General features: G+C 59.5%; 16 protein-coding genes. 9 read left to right on the top strand and 7 right to left on the bottom strand.

Annotation, left to right across the window (positions count from 1 at the left end; all coding sequences use genetic code 11):
• Nucleotides 1–31: 31 nt before the first annotated feature.
• Nucleotides 32–640, bottom strand: a complete 609-nt coding sequence (locus P3C18_RS15030) for an FMN-dependent NADH-azoreductase (RefSeq protein WP_275962649.1) — start codon at nt 638–640, stop codon at nt 32–34.
• A gap of 123 nt (nt 641–763) precedes the next feature.
• On the opposite strand from P3C18_RS15030, the gene P3C18_RS15025 reads away from it, so the two are divergent.
• Nucleotides 764–1663, top strand: a complete 900-nt coding sequence (locus tag P3C18_RS15025; RefSeq protein WP_275962648.1) for a LysR substrate-binding domain-containing protein — start codon at nt 764–766, stop codon at nt 1661–1663.
• Nucleotides 1664–1667: 4 nt separating this feature from the next.
• On the opposite strand, the gene P3C18_RS15020 is transcribed toward P3C18_RS15025, so the two are convergent.
• The 3 genes from P3C18_RS15020 to P3C18_RS15010 all read right to left on the bottom strand — a co-directional run bounded on the left by P3C18_RS15020 (nt 1668) and on the right by P3C18_RS15010 (nt 4306).
• Nucleotides 1668–2387: a DUF1294 domain-containing protein gene (locus P3C18_RS15020; protein ID WP_275962647.1), complete on the bottom strand. Its 720-nt coding sequence runs from the start codon at nt 2385–2387 to the stop codon at nt 1668–1670.
• A gap of 33 nt (nt 2388–2420) precedes the next feature.
• The gene (locus P3C18_RS15015) at nt 2421–3389 is read right to left on the bottom strand and encodes an alpha/beta hydrolase (protein ID WP_275962646.1); all 969 of its coding nucleotides are present in this window, start codon (nt 3387–3389) and stop codon (nt 2421–2423) included.
• Nucleotides 3390–3475: 86 nt separating this feature from the next.
• Entirely contained in the window at nt 3476–4306 is an 831-nt protein-coding gene (locus P3C18_RS15010; RefSeq protein WP_275962645.1) for an undecaprenyl-diphosphate phosphatase, read from the bottom strand.
• Between the two features lie 330 nt (nt 4307–4636).
• Here P3C18_RS15010 and P3C18_RS15005 point away from each other — a divergent pair, with 330 nt between their 5' ends.
• The 4 genes from P3C18_RS15005 to P3C18_RS14990 all read left to right on the top strand — a co-directional run bounded on the left by P3C18_RS15005 (nt 4637) and on the right by P3C18_RS14990 (nt 9668).
• A complete protein-coding gene (locus P3C18_RS15005; RefSeq protein WP_275962644.1) occupies nt 4637–6271 on the top strand; it encodes a methyl-accepting chemotaxis protein in 1635 nt (544 codons plus the stop codon).
• Nucleotides 6272–6278: 7 nt separating this feature from the next.
• Nucleotides 6279–6896, top strand: coding sequence for a hypothetical protein (locus tag P3C18_RS15000; RefSeq protein WP_275962643.1), 618 nt, complete (start codon nt 6279–6281; stop codon nt 6894–6896).
• Between the two features lie 632 nt (nt 6897–7528).
• Nucleotides 7529–9187, top strand: coding sequence for a nitrite/sulfite reductase (locus P3C18_RS14995; protein ID WP_160086800.1), 1659 nt, complete (start codon nt 7529–7531; stop codon nt 9185–9187).
• Nucleotides 9171–9668 (top strand): DUF934 domain-containing protein, encoded by a 498-nt coding sequence (locus tag P3C18_RS14990; RefSeq protein ID WP_275962642.1) that lies wholly within the window; start codon nt 9171–9173, stop codon nt 9666–9668. The genes P3C18_RS14995 and P3C18_RS14990 overlap by 17 nt, the downstream gene beginning before the upstream one ends.
• Before the next feature lie 43 nt (nt 9669–9711).
• Here the strand turns inward: P3C18_RS14990 and P3C18_RS14985 are convergent, their stop codons facing one another.
• Nucleotides 9712–10290: a TetR/AcrR family transcriptional regulator gene (locus P3C18_RS14985; RefSeq protein ID WP_275962641.1), complete on the bottom strand. Its 579-nt coding sequence runs from the start codon at nt 10288–10290 to the stop codon at nt 9712–9714.
• A 113-nt stretch (nt 10291–10403) separates the two neighbouring features.
• Here P3C18_RS14985 and P3C18_RS14980 point away from each other — a divergent pair, with 113 nt between their 5' ends.
• Nucleotides 10404–10841, top strand: coding sequence for a hotdog fold domain-containing protein (locus P3C18_RS14980; RefSeq protein WP_275962640.1), 438 nt, complete (start codon nt 10404–10406; stop codon nt 10839–10841).
• Between the two features lie 54 nt (nt 10842–10895).
• Here P3C18_RS14980 and P3C18_RS14975 read toward each other — a convergent pair whose 3' ends face one another.
• Nucleotides 10896–11885: a YhdH/YhfP family quinone oxidoreductase gene (locus tag P3C18_RS14975; protein WP_275962639.1), complete on the bottom strand. Its 990-nt coding sequence runs from the start codon at nt 11883–11885 to the stop codon at nt 10896–10898.
• A 25-nt stretch (nt 11886–11910) separates the two neighbouring features.
• Nucleotides 11911–12930 (bottom strand): protease SohB, encoded by a 1020-nt coding sequence (gene sohB, locus P3C18_RS14970; protein WP_275962638.1) that lies wholly within the window; start codon nt 12928–12930, stop codon nt 11911–11913.
• 210 nt (nt 12931–13140) lie between these two features.
• On the opposite strand from sohB, the gene P3C18_RS14965 reads away from it, so the two are divergent.
• From P3C18_RS14965 to P3C18_RS14955, 3 genes are all read left to right on the top strand, one after another.
• Nucleotides 13141–13851, top strand: a complete 711-nt coding sequence (locus tag P3C18_RS14965; protein ID WP_275962724.1) for a histidine phosphatase family protein — start codon at nt 13141–13143, stop codon at nt 13849–13851.
• 59 nt (nt 13852–13910) lie between these two features.
• A complete protein-coding gene (locus tag P3C18_RS14960; protein ID WP_090255840.1) occupies nt 13911–14222 on the top strand; it encodes an SCP2 sterol-binding domain-containing protein in 312 nt (103 codons plus the stop codon).
• A gap of 351 nt (nt 14223–14573) precedes the next feature.
• Entirely contained in the window at nt 14574–15641 is a 1068-nt protein-coding gene (locus tag P3C18_RS14955) for a phosphotransferase family protein (RefSeq protein ID WP_275962637.1), read from the top strand.
• The last annotated feature ends 8 nt before the right edge of the window (nt 15642–15649 follow it).

Raw genomic sequence — 15649 nt, 5'->3', positions numbered from 1 at the left:
TTGAGCGGGCTTTTTGTTTTATGCCGCGCTATCAGGCGGTGGCGAACAGCTCAGCGACTTTCGCCTGCGCTGCCGTGAAGGCATTGGCGCGTGGCTCTTCACCGTAAGCCAGACCTTCAGCGCGGACGATCTCGATATCGGTAATGCCGAGGAAGCGCAGCACCAGCTGCAGATACTCTTCATGGGCCTGACCGCTTGGCTGGCCGGCGTGAATGCCGCCTGCGGTGGAGACGATCACCACCTTCTTGCCGCCCGCCAGGCCCTTGGGGCCGTTCTCGTCGTAGGCGAAGGTTTTGCCGGCGACAGCCACGCGGTCAATCCAGGCCTTGAGCTGGGTCGGTACAGTGAAGTTGTACATCGGCGCACCAATCACGATGGCATCGGCGGCGAGAAATTCATTGAGGGTAGTTTCAGCCAGCTCAACCTCGTGCTGCTGCGCCGCATTGCGCAGTTCGGCGGGCGTACCGCCGGCCACCAGGCTGGCGGCGGACAGATGGCTCAGCGCATCGCTGGCCAGGTCGCGGTAGCTCACCTGCGCCTCAGGCTCAGCAACCAGCCAGGCGTCGACCACGGCGCGGCTGAGTTGGCGGGAAGCGGACGAGTCGCCGAGGATGCTGGAATCGAGGTGCAGTAGTTTCATGACAATCTCCAAATTGAGATCGCCCCACGGCGATCAAGATGCTGGAGATACTATCGATGAAAGCAATAGCCGATTAGTCAGCGCAAATGCGATAGTTCGTCCCACTGATAGGACGATAAAACCATGCACGACCTCAATGACCTGTTCTACTTCGCCAAAGTGGTGGAAGCCGGCGGCTTTGCCGCAGCCGGACGCATCCTCGGCATCCCCAAATCCCGCCTGTCGCGACGGATTGCTGAGCTGGAAAACCGCCTCGGCGCGCGCCTGCTGCAACGCACCACACGCAAACTGGCGCTGACCGATATTGGCGAGCGTTACCTGCGCCATTGTCAGGCCATGCTGCAGGAAGCCGAGCAAGCCGAGGAAACCGTGGCCAGCCTGACCAGCGAGCCGCGCGGCCGCCTGCGGGTCAGCGCGCCGGGCGGGATCGCCCTGCTCTCGGAACTGGTGGTGAGTTTTCTCGCGGCCTACCCCAAGGTGCAGCTGGAGCTGATCCAGACCAATCGGCGTATCGACCTGCTCAACGAGGGGGTGGACGTTGCCTTACGTGTGCGCAGCGCCGAGGATGAAGACCCAACGCTGATCACCCGCCGCCTGCGTCCGGCACAAGCGTTTATGGTCGCCGCACCGGCCTTGCTGCAGCAGGCGCGAATCAACACGCCAGATGATCTGGCTGCACTGCCAGCGCTAGGCGCCCTGGAGGYGGACCGCAAGATTCACCTGCGTTTGCAGCACGACAGCGGGCGCGTGCAGGAAGTGGTGCTGGAGGCGCGCCTGGCCATCGAGGATTTCAACGTACGCAAACACGCCGCCATGAGCGGCCTGGGCTTTACCATGCTGCCCGCACCCCTGTGCCTGGATGAACTGGCCGATGGCCGCCTGATCCGCCTGCTGCCTGACTGGGCGCTGCCCGCCGCTAATCTACAAGCGGTGTACACCCACAGACGCGGCATGCTGCCGGCCGTGCGCGCGTGGATCGAACATATCAGTGAGGCCTTTAGCCGTTGGGATCAGCCGGTCTAGGGCATTACAGCGGCAGATAACGAGCCAGCAGCTCACCGAACAAGCGGCCATTGAGCAGCAACCAGTCAATCCATACCAACTGATGTGCGGCGATGATCAGCCAGACCAGCAGTTGAAAGGAGAACTTGCGCGTTTTGTGCCGAAAGCACTGCTGCGCAACCAGTGCACCCGGCCAGCCGCCAAGCAACTCGACCACATGCAGGCTATTTTCCGGCGTGCGCCAGCGGCCGGCCTGAGCGCTGGACTTGTCCCACCAGTACTGCAAAAAACTGACCAAGCTAGCACAGGGGTAAACCACCAATACCCAGACAAAACCCGACTGCCAGAGCAGCTGCAAGCCGCCCATTACGGGTAGTACGCAGAGTGCTGCCAGTAGCAACAGCTTGGGGCCAAGGTACTGAACGGCTTTGCCGTTGCGCGCAGGTTTTGCCGGGAGTGCCCTGGATTTGCTAGCGGCAGCAGCCGCAGGTTTGCCCGGGCGGGGTTTACGGCGAATAGCCGGACGGTCAAGCGCCAGCTCACCGGCTACGCGGATATGTTCTGCCCGTGCACGGCCCTGGGCATCCTTGCCGGCGATATACATGACGTTATCCCCGGCAACGGGGCGGCGATCACCACGCATGGCCGAGATATGGGCAAACAGCTCAGCGCCACCCTGCTCCGGCTGGATAAAGCCAAAGCCCTTGTCGTCATTCCAGCTGCGTAACAAGCCGCGCTGCTCCATGGCTATCTTGTCCCGGAAAAGAAAACGCGCATTCTAGACCGGGTAATAGCGACTTAGAAACGCCAGCAGCAACTGATTGACCTGCTCGACCTGCTCGTTCTGAATCCAGTGCCCGCAGTCTTGCAGCACATGCTGCTCCAGCTTGGGCACGCGCTTGGGCATCTGCTTGAGGGTGTAGGCCTCCAGGGTGCCGACCGGGTCCTTATCACCGAGCAGAAACAGCGCCGACTGTTCAATCTGCCGCTCAGCCAAGGCCTCGGTGCGCTGCCAGTTGCGCTCGAAATTGCGATACCAGTTCAGCGCGCCATAAAAGCCGCGGCCCTCGAAGGTTTTCAGGTAGTGATCGAATGCTACGCTGTCACACCAGGCCGGCAGCGTACCGGGGTCCTGCATACCATCAAACAGCCCAGCGCCAGCAGGTTTCTCCTGCAGAAAGTGATCCCTGGGCACGGCCGCCGAGGTGTTGTGCATCATCATGCGCAGGGTGCGTGGGATATCGGCATCCATCTCCGCCTCAGCCACACCAGGCTCCTGGAAATGCAGGATGTAATGGAAGCGCCCAGCATACAGCTGGCGCATGATCTCGATGGCCGGTTGCCTGGGCCGTCCACCAAATGGCACTGCCATCCCAACCACCGCTTGCACCCGCTCAGGTTCAAGCAGGGCTAAATGCCAGGCAATCGGTGCGCCCCAGTCGTGGCCGACCACACACACCTGCTGCTGACCAAGCTGATCCATGGCCGCCTGTATATCGGCGCAGATGGTCAGCAGGTCATAGGCTGCAGGATCACGCGGCGCACTGCTCTGGCCATAGCCGCGCATTTCCGGGATCAACACGCGATAACCGGCAGCTGTCAGCGGCGCAATCTGCTGGCGCCAGGAATGCCAGCACTCGGGAAAGCCGTGCAGCAGCCAAACCGGCCGCCCCGTGGCGGGGCCGGCGCTGTACAGGCTGAGGTCGATACCGTTGACCTGAAGGATTTGCTGTTCAAGCTGATGCATAGGCGCCTCCATTTAACCGAGGCCACTATGACAAAGGCGCACCCTGAGGTGCGCCTTTATTTATCCGCCGAATACAGCGCCAGCAATCACGGCTGCGCCGTGCTCCAGTCGATCCACTGCAGCTGCCAGGTCGCCAGAATCAGCAAACCGAAACCGATGCGATACCAGGCAAAGGCGGCATAACTGTGCTTGCCGATAAAGCTGAGCAGCGCCCGCACCGCAATCATGGCGAAGATAAACGAGGTGACAAAGCCGATGGCAAACACCGGCAGGTCACTGGCCTGGAACAGATCGCGGTACTTGTAGCCGGAGTACACCGCGGCACCGACCATGGTTGGCATGGCAAGGAAGAAGGAAAACTCGGTGGCCGCCTTGCGCGACAGGCCAAACAGCAGGCCGCCAATGATTGTCGCGCCAGAGCGTGAAGTACCCGGAATCATCGCCAGGCACTGGGCGAAACCGATCTTCAGTGCATCCTTCCAGGTCATGTCATCCACGCTCTCGGCGTGAACCAGGTGCGTACGCCGTTCAGCCCAAAGCATGATCACCCCGCCCACCACCAGCGCCAGGGCTACGGTAATCGGGTTGAACAGATAATGATGAATAAGGTCGGCAAACAGCACGCCCAGCGCCACGGCCGGCAGAAAGGCGATCAGCAGGTTAGCGGTAAAGCGTTGCGCCTGCGGCTCTTTGGGCAGGCCGACGACAATGTCAAGAATCTTGCGTCGGTACTCCCACACCACCGCAAGAATTGCCCCCAACTGGATGATGATATTGAAGGCCATCGCCCGCTCGCCGCCAAAACCAATCAGGTCGGCGACGATGATCTGGTGCCCGGTGCTGGAGATCGGCAGAAACTCGGTCACGCCTTCCACAATGCCCAGAATCAGCGCCTGAACAGCAACCCAAAGATCCATCCCCACTCCTAAATACGTGCGTTATCCAGCACGAACCGCAAAAATATGATGATGAACGTGTGAGGGCGTCCGACCGATTTATTTAGAAAAGGTTCCTGTCGGACAGAATAAATAAGCAAATCACGCACTTAACTCGCTACGGCGCAAATCCTAGCAGAGAACCTGCGCATTTAGCGCATGCCGCACCGCTCCGTCCCCTATTCACAGCACAGAGAGCCCCACGGCATAGCTCACCTACACTTTGCATATCTGCCAATTAGCCTAAGGTCTAACGTAGCCAATAAACGCTCTTGACCTATAAGAGGCGTAAAACAACAAGGGAGAATACCCATGAATAGCCTGCGCAGCCTGCCCATTAACCGTCGCCTCTGGCTGATTCTGGTCGTTGCCATCGTCATGCTGATTATTCAGGGCGCACTGTTGCTCCAGCAGATCCATGCTGATCTGTACGCCGCCAAAGCCGAGAAAACTCAGCACGTAGTACAGAGCGCCGCCGGCATTCTGCAGCACTATCACGCCCTGGAAGCTGCCGGCAGCCTGCCCCGCGAGGATGCGCAGAAGCAGGCGATGGAAACCATCCGCGGCCTGCGCTACGCCGGCCAGGAGTACTTCTGGATTAATGACCAGACCCCAGTGATGGTCATGCACCCGACCAACCCCAAACTGGAAGGGCAAAACCTCTCAGGTTTCAAAGACCCAGATGGCAAGGCACTGTTCAATGAAATGGTCGCTATCAGCAAAAGCCAGGGCGCCGGCCAGGTCGACTATCGCTGGCCCAAACCGGGCGCCAGCGACCCCGTGCCCAAGGTGTCTTATGTGCAACTGTTCCAGCCCTGGGGCTGGATCATCGGCTCGGGCGTCTACGTCGATGATCTGCAGGCCGAGTTTCAGGCCCAAGCGCTGAAAGCCATGCTGATCGGCCTGGTGATTGCGGCGTTGGTGGCCCTGCTGATCGTGTTGATCGTACGCAGCATCACCCAACCCCTGCAGCAAGCTGTCAGTGCCATGGCCAATATCGCCAGCGGCGATGGTGACCTGACACGCAACCTCGATACCCACGGCAACGATGAGTTGTCTGCCCTGTCCCGCCACTTCAATGCCTTTACCGACAAGCTGCGCCTGGTGATCAAGCAGTCCCTCGACTCTGCCGGCCAGCTCGATGCCGCCGCGCGCAACCTCGGCGAGGTTTCCGGCCAGGCCCAGCAACACAGCGAACAGCAGTCGCAGCAAATGGAGTTGGTTGCCACCGCGATCAATCAAGTGACGTACGGCGTGCAGGATGTGGCGAAGAACGCCGAGCATGCCTCATCCGAAGTGCACTCGGCCGAAGAACAAGCCCTGCAAGGCCAGCAGAGCATTGAAGCGAGCCTGCGGCAGATCAACGAACTGTCCGGCACCATCGACCAGGCCGTGACGGTGATTCAGGCCTTGGCCCAGGAAAGCACGCAGATCGGCAGCGTATTGGAGGTGATCCGCTCGATTGCCGAACAGACCAACTTGCTGGCGCTCAATGCCGCCATCGAAGCCGCCCGCGCCGGCGAGCAAGGCCGTGGCTTTGCCGTGGTAGCCGATGAGGTGCGCCTGCTGGCGCAGCGTACGCAAAAATCCACGGCGGAAATMCAGGTCATGATCGAGCGCCTGCAAGGCAACTCGGAGGCTGCGGTCAAGGTCATCAATGACAGCAGCAAAGCCTCGCAGCTGACCATCGAACAAGCCAGCCAGGCCGGCGCCAGCCTGACGCTGATCGCCAGCGGGCTGCGCAATCTCACCGGTTTGAACGCTTCCATCGCCAGCGCGACACTGCAACAATCGCACGTGGTCGAAGACATCAACCAGAACGTCACCCAGGCAGCCAGCCTGGCCCATAACAACGCCCTGGCGGCGCAACAATCCAGTGATGCCGGGCAACACCTAGGTCAGTTGGCCGAGCAGCTAAACCGGCTGCTTGGGCAGTTCAGGGTATGAAAACGCAATGAGCGATATGGAACACCAGGAAGTCGACCTGAGCAAACCACAGAACCAGGACCTGATCTGGGATCTGGACAGCATCGCCCGCCGCGAGCTGGCGGAACGCTTTATCAAACTGTTCGAGAACCGCCTGTGCGTGTACTCGGAGTCAACGCGCCAGTTGTACACCAACTACGACCTGCACTTCCCCAGCGATATGGGCCGCAAGATGGTGGTGCTGCCCAACCCCTACGCCTTCCACGACACCCTGCATGGCATCGAAGCGCATGCTGTGCGCAAAACCGGATTGTGCGTGCTGCCCGGCGTGGTCCTGCGCAAACCAGGCTTGCTGCTGACGACGATGATCAAGGAAGGCGGCCCGGCACCGAAAACCATGCCGTTCAAACCGGCGTTGGCGCAGATCATCAGCAACCAGAAGAAGGCCGGCGATATCTTTCTGCCGATCATGATGAAGGGCGACCTGCGCGAGTTCGATCAGCAGATGCCCTACATTCACTTGCATCGTCTGCAGGTCGGCCGCCTGACGCGACTATCGACCTTCGAGCGTGACGATATTCAGCAGTCCATTACCCGCAAGCTGCTTATGCTCTATCGCCAGGCCGACAACCTCAGCTGCCAATGAATAGCAGCCCTACCTTGCGGACAATAAAAAACGGGCACTCGTTAACGAGTGCCCGCTGTGTGTTTTAGCCGCTGCTAGGTCTTATTGCTGGCTGACCCAGAACACCGCGGTGACAACGAAAATCACAATCAAGGCGAAAATAGCCTTGGCATCGACCACGCTGTCAGCATTATCCGGTTCACTGTGTTCGCTCATGGACTACCCCTCTTGTTGTGTTTATGGGTGAATCGTCTTGTGCAGTTAAGACCAGCATGCCCGCTTACTCAAGCCGTGGGGCTATGTTCAACGGCCGTCTTATCCCTTTAAGTTCTTTCCATATACTCAAACATCACTTTTGCGCATAACCCTGAGCTGGTATCTTCCTCCGGCTCCGCAGGGAGTGCGCGGCCGTGCGCGCTGATTAGCTGTGAGAACCGGTTTACGATATAGCGAGCTAGAGCCATGCCAGGCAAAAACAGGCGAGGAAGCGCAGTGTACGAGCTGTACATGAGMATTACTCGTTTCACTCGCCCCTTCGGGGTCGCGCTGAAACGCGTTAGCCGCAAGCGGCTTCCGAACCTGTTTTTAACGCAGCAGGGCCGACGCGCAGCAGATCGTAAACGGGTTCTAAAAGCCTGATAACAGGACACCCCATGTACGTATACGACCAGTACGACCAAAAAATCGTCGAAGACCGCGTCAAGCAGTACCGCGATCAAACCCGCCGTTACCTCGCCGGTGAACTGAGCGGTGAAGAATTCCGCCCGCTGCGCCTGCAGAATGGCCTGTACATCCAGCGCTTTGCGCCCATGCTGCGCGTTGCCGTGCCGTACGGTCTGATGTCGTCCGCCCAAGTGCGCATGATGGCCAAGATAGCCCGCGACTACGACAAGGGCTACGCACACATCAGCACCCGTCAGAACGTCCAGTTCAACTGGCCGGATCTGGAAGATGTGCCTGACATTCTCGCCGAGCTGGCTACCGTGCAAATGCACGCCATCCAGACCAGCGGCAACTGCATCCGCAACACCACCACCGACCAGTTCGCCGGTGTGGCCAAGGATGAAATCATCGATCCGCGTCCGTGGTGCGAAATCATCCGTCAGTGGTCGACCTTCCACCCTGAGTTCACCCACCTGCCGCGCAAGTTCAAGATTGCCGTCAACGGCGCAGTCAGCGACCGTGCCGCGATTGAAGTGCACGACATCGGCCTGGAAGCGGTGCAGAACGACGCCGGTGAGCTGGGCTTCCGCGTATCCGTCGGTGGCGGCCTGGGCCGTACCCCGATCGTTGGCAGCTTTATCAACGAGTTCCTGCCGTGGCAGCACCTGATCAGTTACCTCGATGCCATCCTGCGTGTGTACAACCGCTATGGCCGTCGCGATAACAAGTACAAGGCGCGCATCAAGATTCTGGTCAAGGCGTTGACCCCTGAAGTGTTCGCCGAGCGCGTGAATGCTGAGTGGGCCCACCTGAAAGACGGCCCGACTACCCTGACCGAAGCCGAAGTGGCCCGCGTTGCCGCTCACTTTATCGACCCAAGCTACAAAGCCCTCGACGATCAGGATGCCGCACTGGCTGCCCTGGATGCCGAACACCCAGGCTTTGCCCGCTGGCGTCAGCGCAACACCTTCGCCCACAAAAAGCCCGGCTACGTTGCTGTCACCCTGTCGCTGAAACCGACCGGTGTGGCGCCAGGCGATGTCACCGACAAGCAGTTTGATGCGATTGCCGACCTGGCCGACCGCTACAGCTTTGGCGAGGTGCGTAACAGCCACAACCAGAACATTATTCTGGCGGATGTCGAGCAGGCGCAGCTGTTCACCCTGTGGGGCGAGCTGCGCGAGAATGGTTTTGCTACGCCGAACGTCGGCCTGCTGACCGATATCATCTGCTGCCCGGGCGGCGACTTCTGCTCGCTGGCCAACGCCAAGTCGATCCCGATTGCCGAAGCCATCCAGCGCCGTTTCGACGACCTGGATTACCTGTTCGACATCGGCAATATCGACCTGAATATCTCCGGTTGCATGAACGCTTGCGGTCACCACCACGTTGGCCATATCGGCATCCTCGGGGTGGACAAGAAAGGTCAGGAGTTCTATCAGGTGTCGCTCGGCGGCAGCGCCGGTCGTGACGCCAGCCTGGCGCAGATCCTCGGCCCCTCCTTCGCCGAAGCGGACATGGCCGATGTGATCGACAAGATCGTCAAGGTTTATGTCGAGCGCCGCACCGAAGAAGAGAGTTTCCTCGACACCTTCCGCCGTATCGGCGTCGACCCGTTCAAGGAGCGCGTATATGCAGCGAATCATTAAGAACGGTCAGCTGATCGACGAAAGCTGGCACCTACTGCCCAAGGACGCAACGCTGGACGGCATTCCCAACTGCGACGACCTGATTGTGCCGCTGGGTTTGTGGGTTGAGCACAGCACCGCGCTCAAGGCCCGCGATGGCGGCCTGGGCGTGTGGCTGGATGCCGGTGAGGAAATCGAGGAAATCGCCGATCAGCTGGATAACTTCCAGGTCATCGCGCTGAACTTCCCGGCCTTCACCGATGGACGCCATAGCTCCACCGCCTACCTGCTGCGCAACCGCTACGGCTACAAGGGCGAAGTGCGCGCCATCGGCGATGTACTGCGCGATCAGTTGTTCTCCTACCTGCGCGTGGGCTTTGATGCCTTCGCCCTGCGTGAGGACAAAGACCCGCTGGATGCTTTGAAAGCCTTCGAGGAGTTCAGCGAGGTTTATCAGGCCTCCACGGACCAGCCGCTGCCGCTGTTCCGCCGCCGCGCCTGATTGACTCAGCACTGAAAAGCCCCGCTCTGCGGGGCTTTTTAATTCAGGCTTTCACACTGTCCCAGGCCACCTGAGCCAATAGTTCGCGACAGTCCGCCAGCTGTGTCTGCGTGCGCCCCGCCAGCCAGTTGCGCGAGAAGTCGTGGGTCGGTCCGATGATCACCGAAGCAAAGCAGTCCATCGGCATGGCCTTGAATAGCCCCTCTTCGCGGTAGCGCGAAAGTGCGGCAAATATGCGCTGAAAGTGCTCGCGGTTGGCTTCACGCATCTGCTCCCCCATTTCACCCGCCTCTACCCGGCTGCGGCTGTGCAGGACAAAACGCGCCCAGTCGGGGTTGGCCGCCACCCAATCGATATAGCTGGTGACCAGCAGCTTGACGCAGGCCTCGGCGCTGTCAGCCGTGGCAAAGCCCTCCTCCAACATCGCCGCGTACTCAGCCGTACCTGCCAGATAGAGCGCAGCAATGATTCGCTCCTTGTTGCCGAAGTGGTGATACAGGCTGCCGATGCTGGCCTCGGAACGATCACGGATCATTTCGATGGTGGTGCCATCGACTCCGACCTCGGTGAAACAGGCCAGCGCGGCCTGGAGGATTTCATCTTTGCGGGAACGACGGGCCATGCTTTCCTCGGCGACAACTTAACTAGAATATATTTCTAGAATTGAATTCCAATGCTCGTATACTGCCCTGGCGCGCACGTCTCTTCAATCAGTAAACAGGCCAGGAGAACCCCATGAGCCAGATGTTACAGATGTTCCAGCAGGCAGGCCCGGTGCAGTTCAGCGCCATGATCGGCCAGGTCGCGCCCTACTTCGCCAGCATCGCCCCGCAATTCGTCGAGCTGCGCCCAGGCTACGCCGAAGTCACCTTCCCCAAACGCCGCGAGGTGCTCAACCATATCGGCACCGTGCACGCGATTGCCCTGTGCAACGCAGCCGAACTGGCCGCCGGGACCATGACCGACGCCTCCATCCCTAAAGGTTGCCGCTGGATTCCGCGCGGTATGACGGTGGAATACCTGGCCAAGGCCGATGGCGATATACGCGCCGTGGCCGATGGCAGCGCCATCGACTGGAGCCAACTGGGTGACGTAACCGTGCCTGTACAGGCCTTTGTCGGCGACAAAGCGGTGTTTCGCGCAGATATCACCATGTACGTCAGTCAGGCCTGAACCCCAGAAACACAAAGGCCCGGTAATACCGGGCCTTTTTAGTCGCGCAACCACTCAAGCCAGGTTAACCAGCACCCGACCGACCTGCTTGCCAGCGAGGATCTGCGCAATCGCATCGGGCAACTGCTCAAGCGTCACTTCGGTGACCAGTGCATCGAGCGTGACCTTCCACTGCAGCGACAGCTTGTCCCACATCGACGCCTTAACCACCAACGGCAGCTCAACCGAATCAACTCCGAGCAGATTCACCCCACGGAGAATAAAGGGCAGCACACTGCCCTTGAAACCGACACCAGCCGTCAGGCCACAGCAGGCGGCGCTGGCGCCGTAGCGCAGCGACTTGACCACGTTGAACAGGATATCCCCGCCCACGCAATCCACCGCGCCGGCCCACTGCTCCTTGAGCATCGCTTTGTCGGTGCCGTCCAGCAGTTCGGAGCGCAGCACAATCTGCTGCGCGCCCAGTGCCTTGAGATAATCACCCTGCTCCACCTTGCCGGTCGATGCCGCCACGCGGTAACCCAGGGTGGTCAGCAACGCCACTGCGACACTGCCAACACCACCGGTGGCACCGGTCACCAGCACGCTGCCAGCATCCGGCGTCAGCCCGCTTTGCTCCAGCTTGTCCACACACAACGCGGCAGTCAGCCCAGCGGTACCAAGCACCATGGCCTCGCGCAGCGACAAACCCTTGGGCCGCTTCAGTGCCCAGCTGGCGGGAATACGAATGTACTGAGCAAAGCCGCCCGAGGTGTTCATGCCCAGGTCATAACCGGTGACGATCACCTCATCACCGGCGCTGAACTCGGCCACGCTGGACGCTTCCACCACACCCGCAGCGTCGATGCCCGGGGTATGCGGAAAGTTCTTGGTCACGCCGCGGTTGCCACTGGCGGACAAGGCGTCCTTGTAGTTGAGCGAAGAATACTTGACCCGAATCAGCAGCTCGCCGGCCGRTAAATCGTCGATCTCGCGCTGCACAATCACCTGTTCGAAACCGCCCGCTGCGCTTTCACGGGCTTGCAATGCGTTGAACTTGCTCATGTTCTTCCTCTATATGGCGAACCGATTACCAGAAGCGCTGCTGATTCAAACGACTCAACCAGCTCAGAACGAAGCGATCCAACGCCACGCTACCCGCCAGCCCAACGCGCTCCTGCAGGGTTTTCTTCTCGGCATAGTGCAAATGAAACAGCTCGGCGCTCTTGGCGCGTTCTGCCAGGTATTCGTCACTGGTCTTGAGTTCATCGACCAGTTGCTTCTCCAGCGCCGCCAGACCCAGCCAGACTTCGCCGGTAGCAATCTGGTCAATGTCCAGCTGCGGGCGGTAGCGGGCAACAAAACCTTTGAACAACTCATGGGTGGTTTCCAGGTCTTCCTGGAACTTCTCCCGGCCCTTCTCGGTGTTCTCACCAAATACGGTCAGGGTGCGCTTGTACTCACCGGCGGTAAGCACCTCGAAATCGATGTCATGCTTTTTCAGCAAACGGTGCACGTTGGGCAGCTGCGCCACCACGCCAATCGAGCCGAGGATGGCGAACGGTGCGGAGATTATCTTCTCGCCAATGCAGGCCATCATGTAACCACCGCTGGCCGCGACCTTGTCGATGCAGATGGTCAGCGGCACGCCCGCCTGACGAATGCGCGCCAGTTGTGATGAGGCCAAACCATAGCTGTGCACCATGCCGCCGCCGCTTTCCAAGCGCAGCACCACTTCATCCTGCGGCGTTGCCATAGTCAGTAAAGCAGTGATTTCGTGGCGCAGGCTGTCGGTGGCTGAGGCTTTGATATCGCCATCGAAATCCAGCACGTAGACGCGCGGTTTGTGGATACCGGCCTTTTTCTCCTGCTTGGCGGCCTTGGCTTCGGCTTTGTTCGCGGCTTTCAGCTGCTCCTTGTCGAGCACCGCGTGCTCCATGCGCTGATGCAGCTGCTTGAAGAAGTCATTGAGTTTGTTCACCTGCAGCTGGCCCGTGCTCTGCCGGCCTTTGCTGCGCAGTGCGGCAATCGTCACCAGCACCACCAGAATGGCCACAACCAGGGTCACTGTCTTGGCCAGAAAGCCGATGTACTCTGCAAAAAACTCCACGTATTCCCCCTTGTCCCAATGGCAGCGCGCGCTCATCGACCGCGCGTAATAGTGCCCAAGCATACCGAGGCCATGGGTTGGCGGCCAGCAAGCAAGGTCTAGACATTCAGCGCATCCATGCAATTCAAACAAGCGTATGTTTTTACGTTGACAGCTCCTGAGCTTCCTCATACCCTCGCGAAACTTTCAACGTACCGGAATCGAGCGGACGTGGGCAGCATCTACCTGATTCGACATGGCCAAGCCTCCTTCGGTGCAGACGATTACGATGTGCTATCGCCCATTGGAATTCGCCAGGCCGAAGTGCTGGGCGCGCACCTCACGCAACTCGGCACGCGTATTGATCGCAGCGTCAGCGGTGATCTGCGCCGCCAGCAGCACACGGCCAACAGCACCTTGCAGCAGCTGCACGAGGCCGGCATTGGCATACCACAATTGGAGATTGACTCGGCCTTTAATGAGTTCGATGCCGACGCGGTGATCCGCAGCCTGCTGCCGGGCATGCTTGGCGAAGAACCTGAAGCCCTGCACATCCTGCGCAATGGCGCGCAGAACCGCGCTGAGTTTCAACGTCTGTTTGCCAAACTGATTGGCCGCTGGATTTCCGGCGAGCACGACACGCCGGACCTGCAAAGCTGGCAAGGCTTCGTCAAACAGGTTCAGGGCGGCCTCAGCCGTCTTCTGGAACAGGCCGACAGCAAACAGAACATTGCCGTCTTCACCTCGGGCGGCACTATTACCGCTCTGCTGCACCTGATTACCGGTATCGCGCCTGCGCAGGCGTTCGAGCTGAACTGGCAAATTGTTAACACCTCACTAAGCTGCCTGAAGTTTCGCGGCAGCCAAGTGAGCCTGGCTTCCTTCAACAGCCATGTGCATTTGCAGCTGTTGAAGGCGCCGGAGCTCATCACTTATCGCTGAGCTGCGGCCCACTGCACCCATCACGGGCGCTAGAAAAACCTGAGAAAAAGGAAGAAACCATGAGCGTTGCAGACATCGTCAATACCATGCAGTCCAAATTCAACGCCGGTGCCGCTGCAGGCCTGGACCTGGTGTTCCAATTCAACATCGAAGACGGCGAGAACTACGCGCTGATCGTCAAGGACGGCACCTGCGCCGTTGAGAAAGGCGACAACGCCAACGCCAACGTGACCCTGATCATGGACACCGAAACCCTGAAAGGCATCACCAGCGGCGAAACCGACGGTATGCAAGCGTTCATGTCCGGCAAACTGCGCGCCGAAGGCGACATGATGCTGGCCATGAAACTGGGCGAGCTGTTCCCGGTTTAAGCGGCAAGGCAACGAAGATACAAAACAAACCGGAGTCCTCGACTCCGGTTTTTTTATGTTCAGCACATCCATGTGCTTCTCCCCCTTGGGGCTTACGCGCAAAAATGCTCCTGGCGTTTTTGTGGCCTGCCATCCATGGCGGCCACCCTACGGGCCGTCGCTACGCGACGTTAACACTGGCTCCCGGCCATTGTTTTATGTCTTGCAGCGCACACCAGAATGACCAATCAGGCAGCTTGATTGGGTAGCAACACGCGCGCCTATAACGGCGGGTAATCCTTGTGAGCCGCAGGTTGCAGCATTAGATTAGCTAATTATCTTAGGCACCCATCATAAGCAGAAGGGATAAACATGGCGCTTACTGACCAGTCCACCCGAATCCGCGAAGGCGAAGAGCTCGACGCCGCGGTCATCGACCAGTACCTCAAGGCGCATATCCCCGGTTTGACGAGCGAGCCACGCATCAGCCAGTTCCCTGGCGGCGCCTCGAACCTGACCTACCTGCTGGAATACCCAGACAAAGAATTCGTCCTGCGCCGCCCGCCCTTTGGCCATAAGGCCAAATCCGCCCACGACATGGGCCGCGAGTACCGCATCCTCAATCAGCTCAACGCCGGCTTTCCCTACTGCCCGAAAGCCTACGTGCACTGCACCGACGAGTCGGTGATCGGTGCCGAGTTCTATGTGATGGAGCGGGTCAACGGCATCATCCTGCGCTCAGACATGCCAGCCGAGCTGAACTTCAGCGCCGAACAGACCCGCGAGCTGTGCAAGAGCTTTATCGACAAGATGGTCGAACTGCACAACGTCGACTATCAAGCCTGCGGCCTGGGCGACCTGGGCAAGCCCGAAGGTTATGTACAGCGGCAGATCGGCGGCTGGAGTGATCGCTACGACAAAGCCCTGACCCCCGACGCGCCGCTGTGGGAGCCGGTCAAAGCCTGGCTCAAGGACAAGATGCCGGCCGATCACCACAAGCCTGGGATCGTGCATAACGACTACCGCTTCGATAACGTGATTCTCAACCCGCAGAATCCAAGCCAGATCATCGGCGTACTGGACTGGGAGCTGACCACCATCGGCGATCCGCTGATGGACCTGGGCAACACCCTCGCCTACTGGATCGAAGCTGGCGACTCGGCACCGATCCAGCTGATGCGCCGCCAGCCAAGCAATGCGCCGGGCATGCTGACTCGCCAGCAGTTCGCCGATTACTACGCCGAGCGCTCGGGCATCGAAATCAAGAGCATCGATTTCTACTACACCTACGGCCTGTTCCGCCTGGCCGGCATCGTGCAGCAGATCTACTACCGCTATTTCCATGGCCAGACCCAGGACAAACGCTTCGCGCAGTTCATTCACATGAACAAGCTGCTGGAGCAGATGAGCCTGCAGGTCATCAATAAATCGCAGCTGTAAACGGCCGA

Source organism: Pseudomonas sp. 1928-m, assembly GCF_029269135.1.
Lineage (GTDB): Bacteria > Pseudomonadota > Gammaproteobacteria > Pseudomonadales > Pseudomonadaceae > Aquipseudomonas.
The sequence above is the reverse complement of the archived record's forward strand: the minus strand, read 5'-3'. Positions and strand labels throughout refer to the sequence as shown.

What these genes read in the sequence shown, in the direction of transcription:
- P3C18_RS14995 (WP_160086800.1), top strand. Translation starts at nt 7,529, where the DNA reads ATGTACGTATACGACCAGTACGACCAAAAAATCGTCGAAGACCGCGTC.
- P3C18_RS14980 (WP_275962640.1), top strand. Translation starts at nt 10,404, where the DNA reads ATGAGCCAGATGTTACAGATGTTCCAGCAGGCAGGCCCGGTGCAGTTC.
- P3C18_RS14960 (WP_090255840.1), top strand. Translation starts at nt 13,911, where the DNA reads ATGAGCGTTGCAGACATCGTCAATACCATGCAGTCCAAATTCAACGCC.
- P3C18_RS14985 (WP_275962641.1), bottom strand. Translation starts at nt 10,290, where the DNA reads ATGGCCCGTCGTTCCCGCAAAGATGAAATCCTCCAGGCCGCGCTGGCC.
- P3C18_RS15020 (WP_275962647.1), bottom strand. Translation starts at nt 2,387, where the DNA reads ATGGAGCAGCGCGGCTTGTTACGCAGCTGGAATGACGACAAGGGCTTT.
- P3C18_RS15000 (WP_275962643.1), top strand. Translation starts at nt 6,279, where the DNA reads ATGAGCGATATGGAACACCAGGAAGTCGACCTGAGCAAACCACAGAAC.
- P3C18_RS15030 (WP_275962649.1), bottom strand. Translation starts at nt 640, where the DNA reads ATGAAACTACTGCACCTCGATTCCAGCATCCTCGGCGACTCGTCCGCT.
- P3C18_RS15015 (WP_275962646.1), bottom strand. Translation starts at nt 3,389, where the DNA reads ATGCATCAGCTTGAACAGCAAATCCTTCAGGTCAACGGTATCGACCTC.
- P3C18_RS14990 (WP_275962642.1), top strand. Translation starts at nt 9,171, where the DNA reads ATGCAGCGAATCATTAAGAACGGTCAGCTGATCGACGAAAGCTGGCAC.
- P3C18_RS14955 (WP_275962637.1), top strand. Translation starts at nt 14,574, where the DNA reads ATGGCGCTTACTGACCAGTCCACCCGAATCCGCGAAGGCGAAGAGCTC.
- P3C18_RS15010 (WP_275962645.1), bottom strand. Translation starts at nt 4,306, where the DNA reads ATGGATCTTTGGGTTGCTGTTCAGGCGCTGATTCTGGGCATTGTGGAA.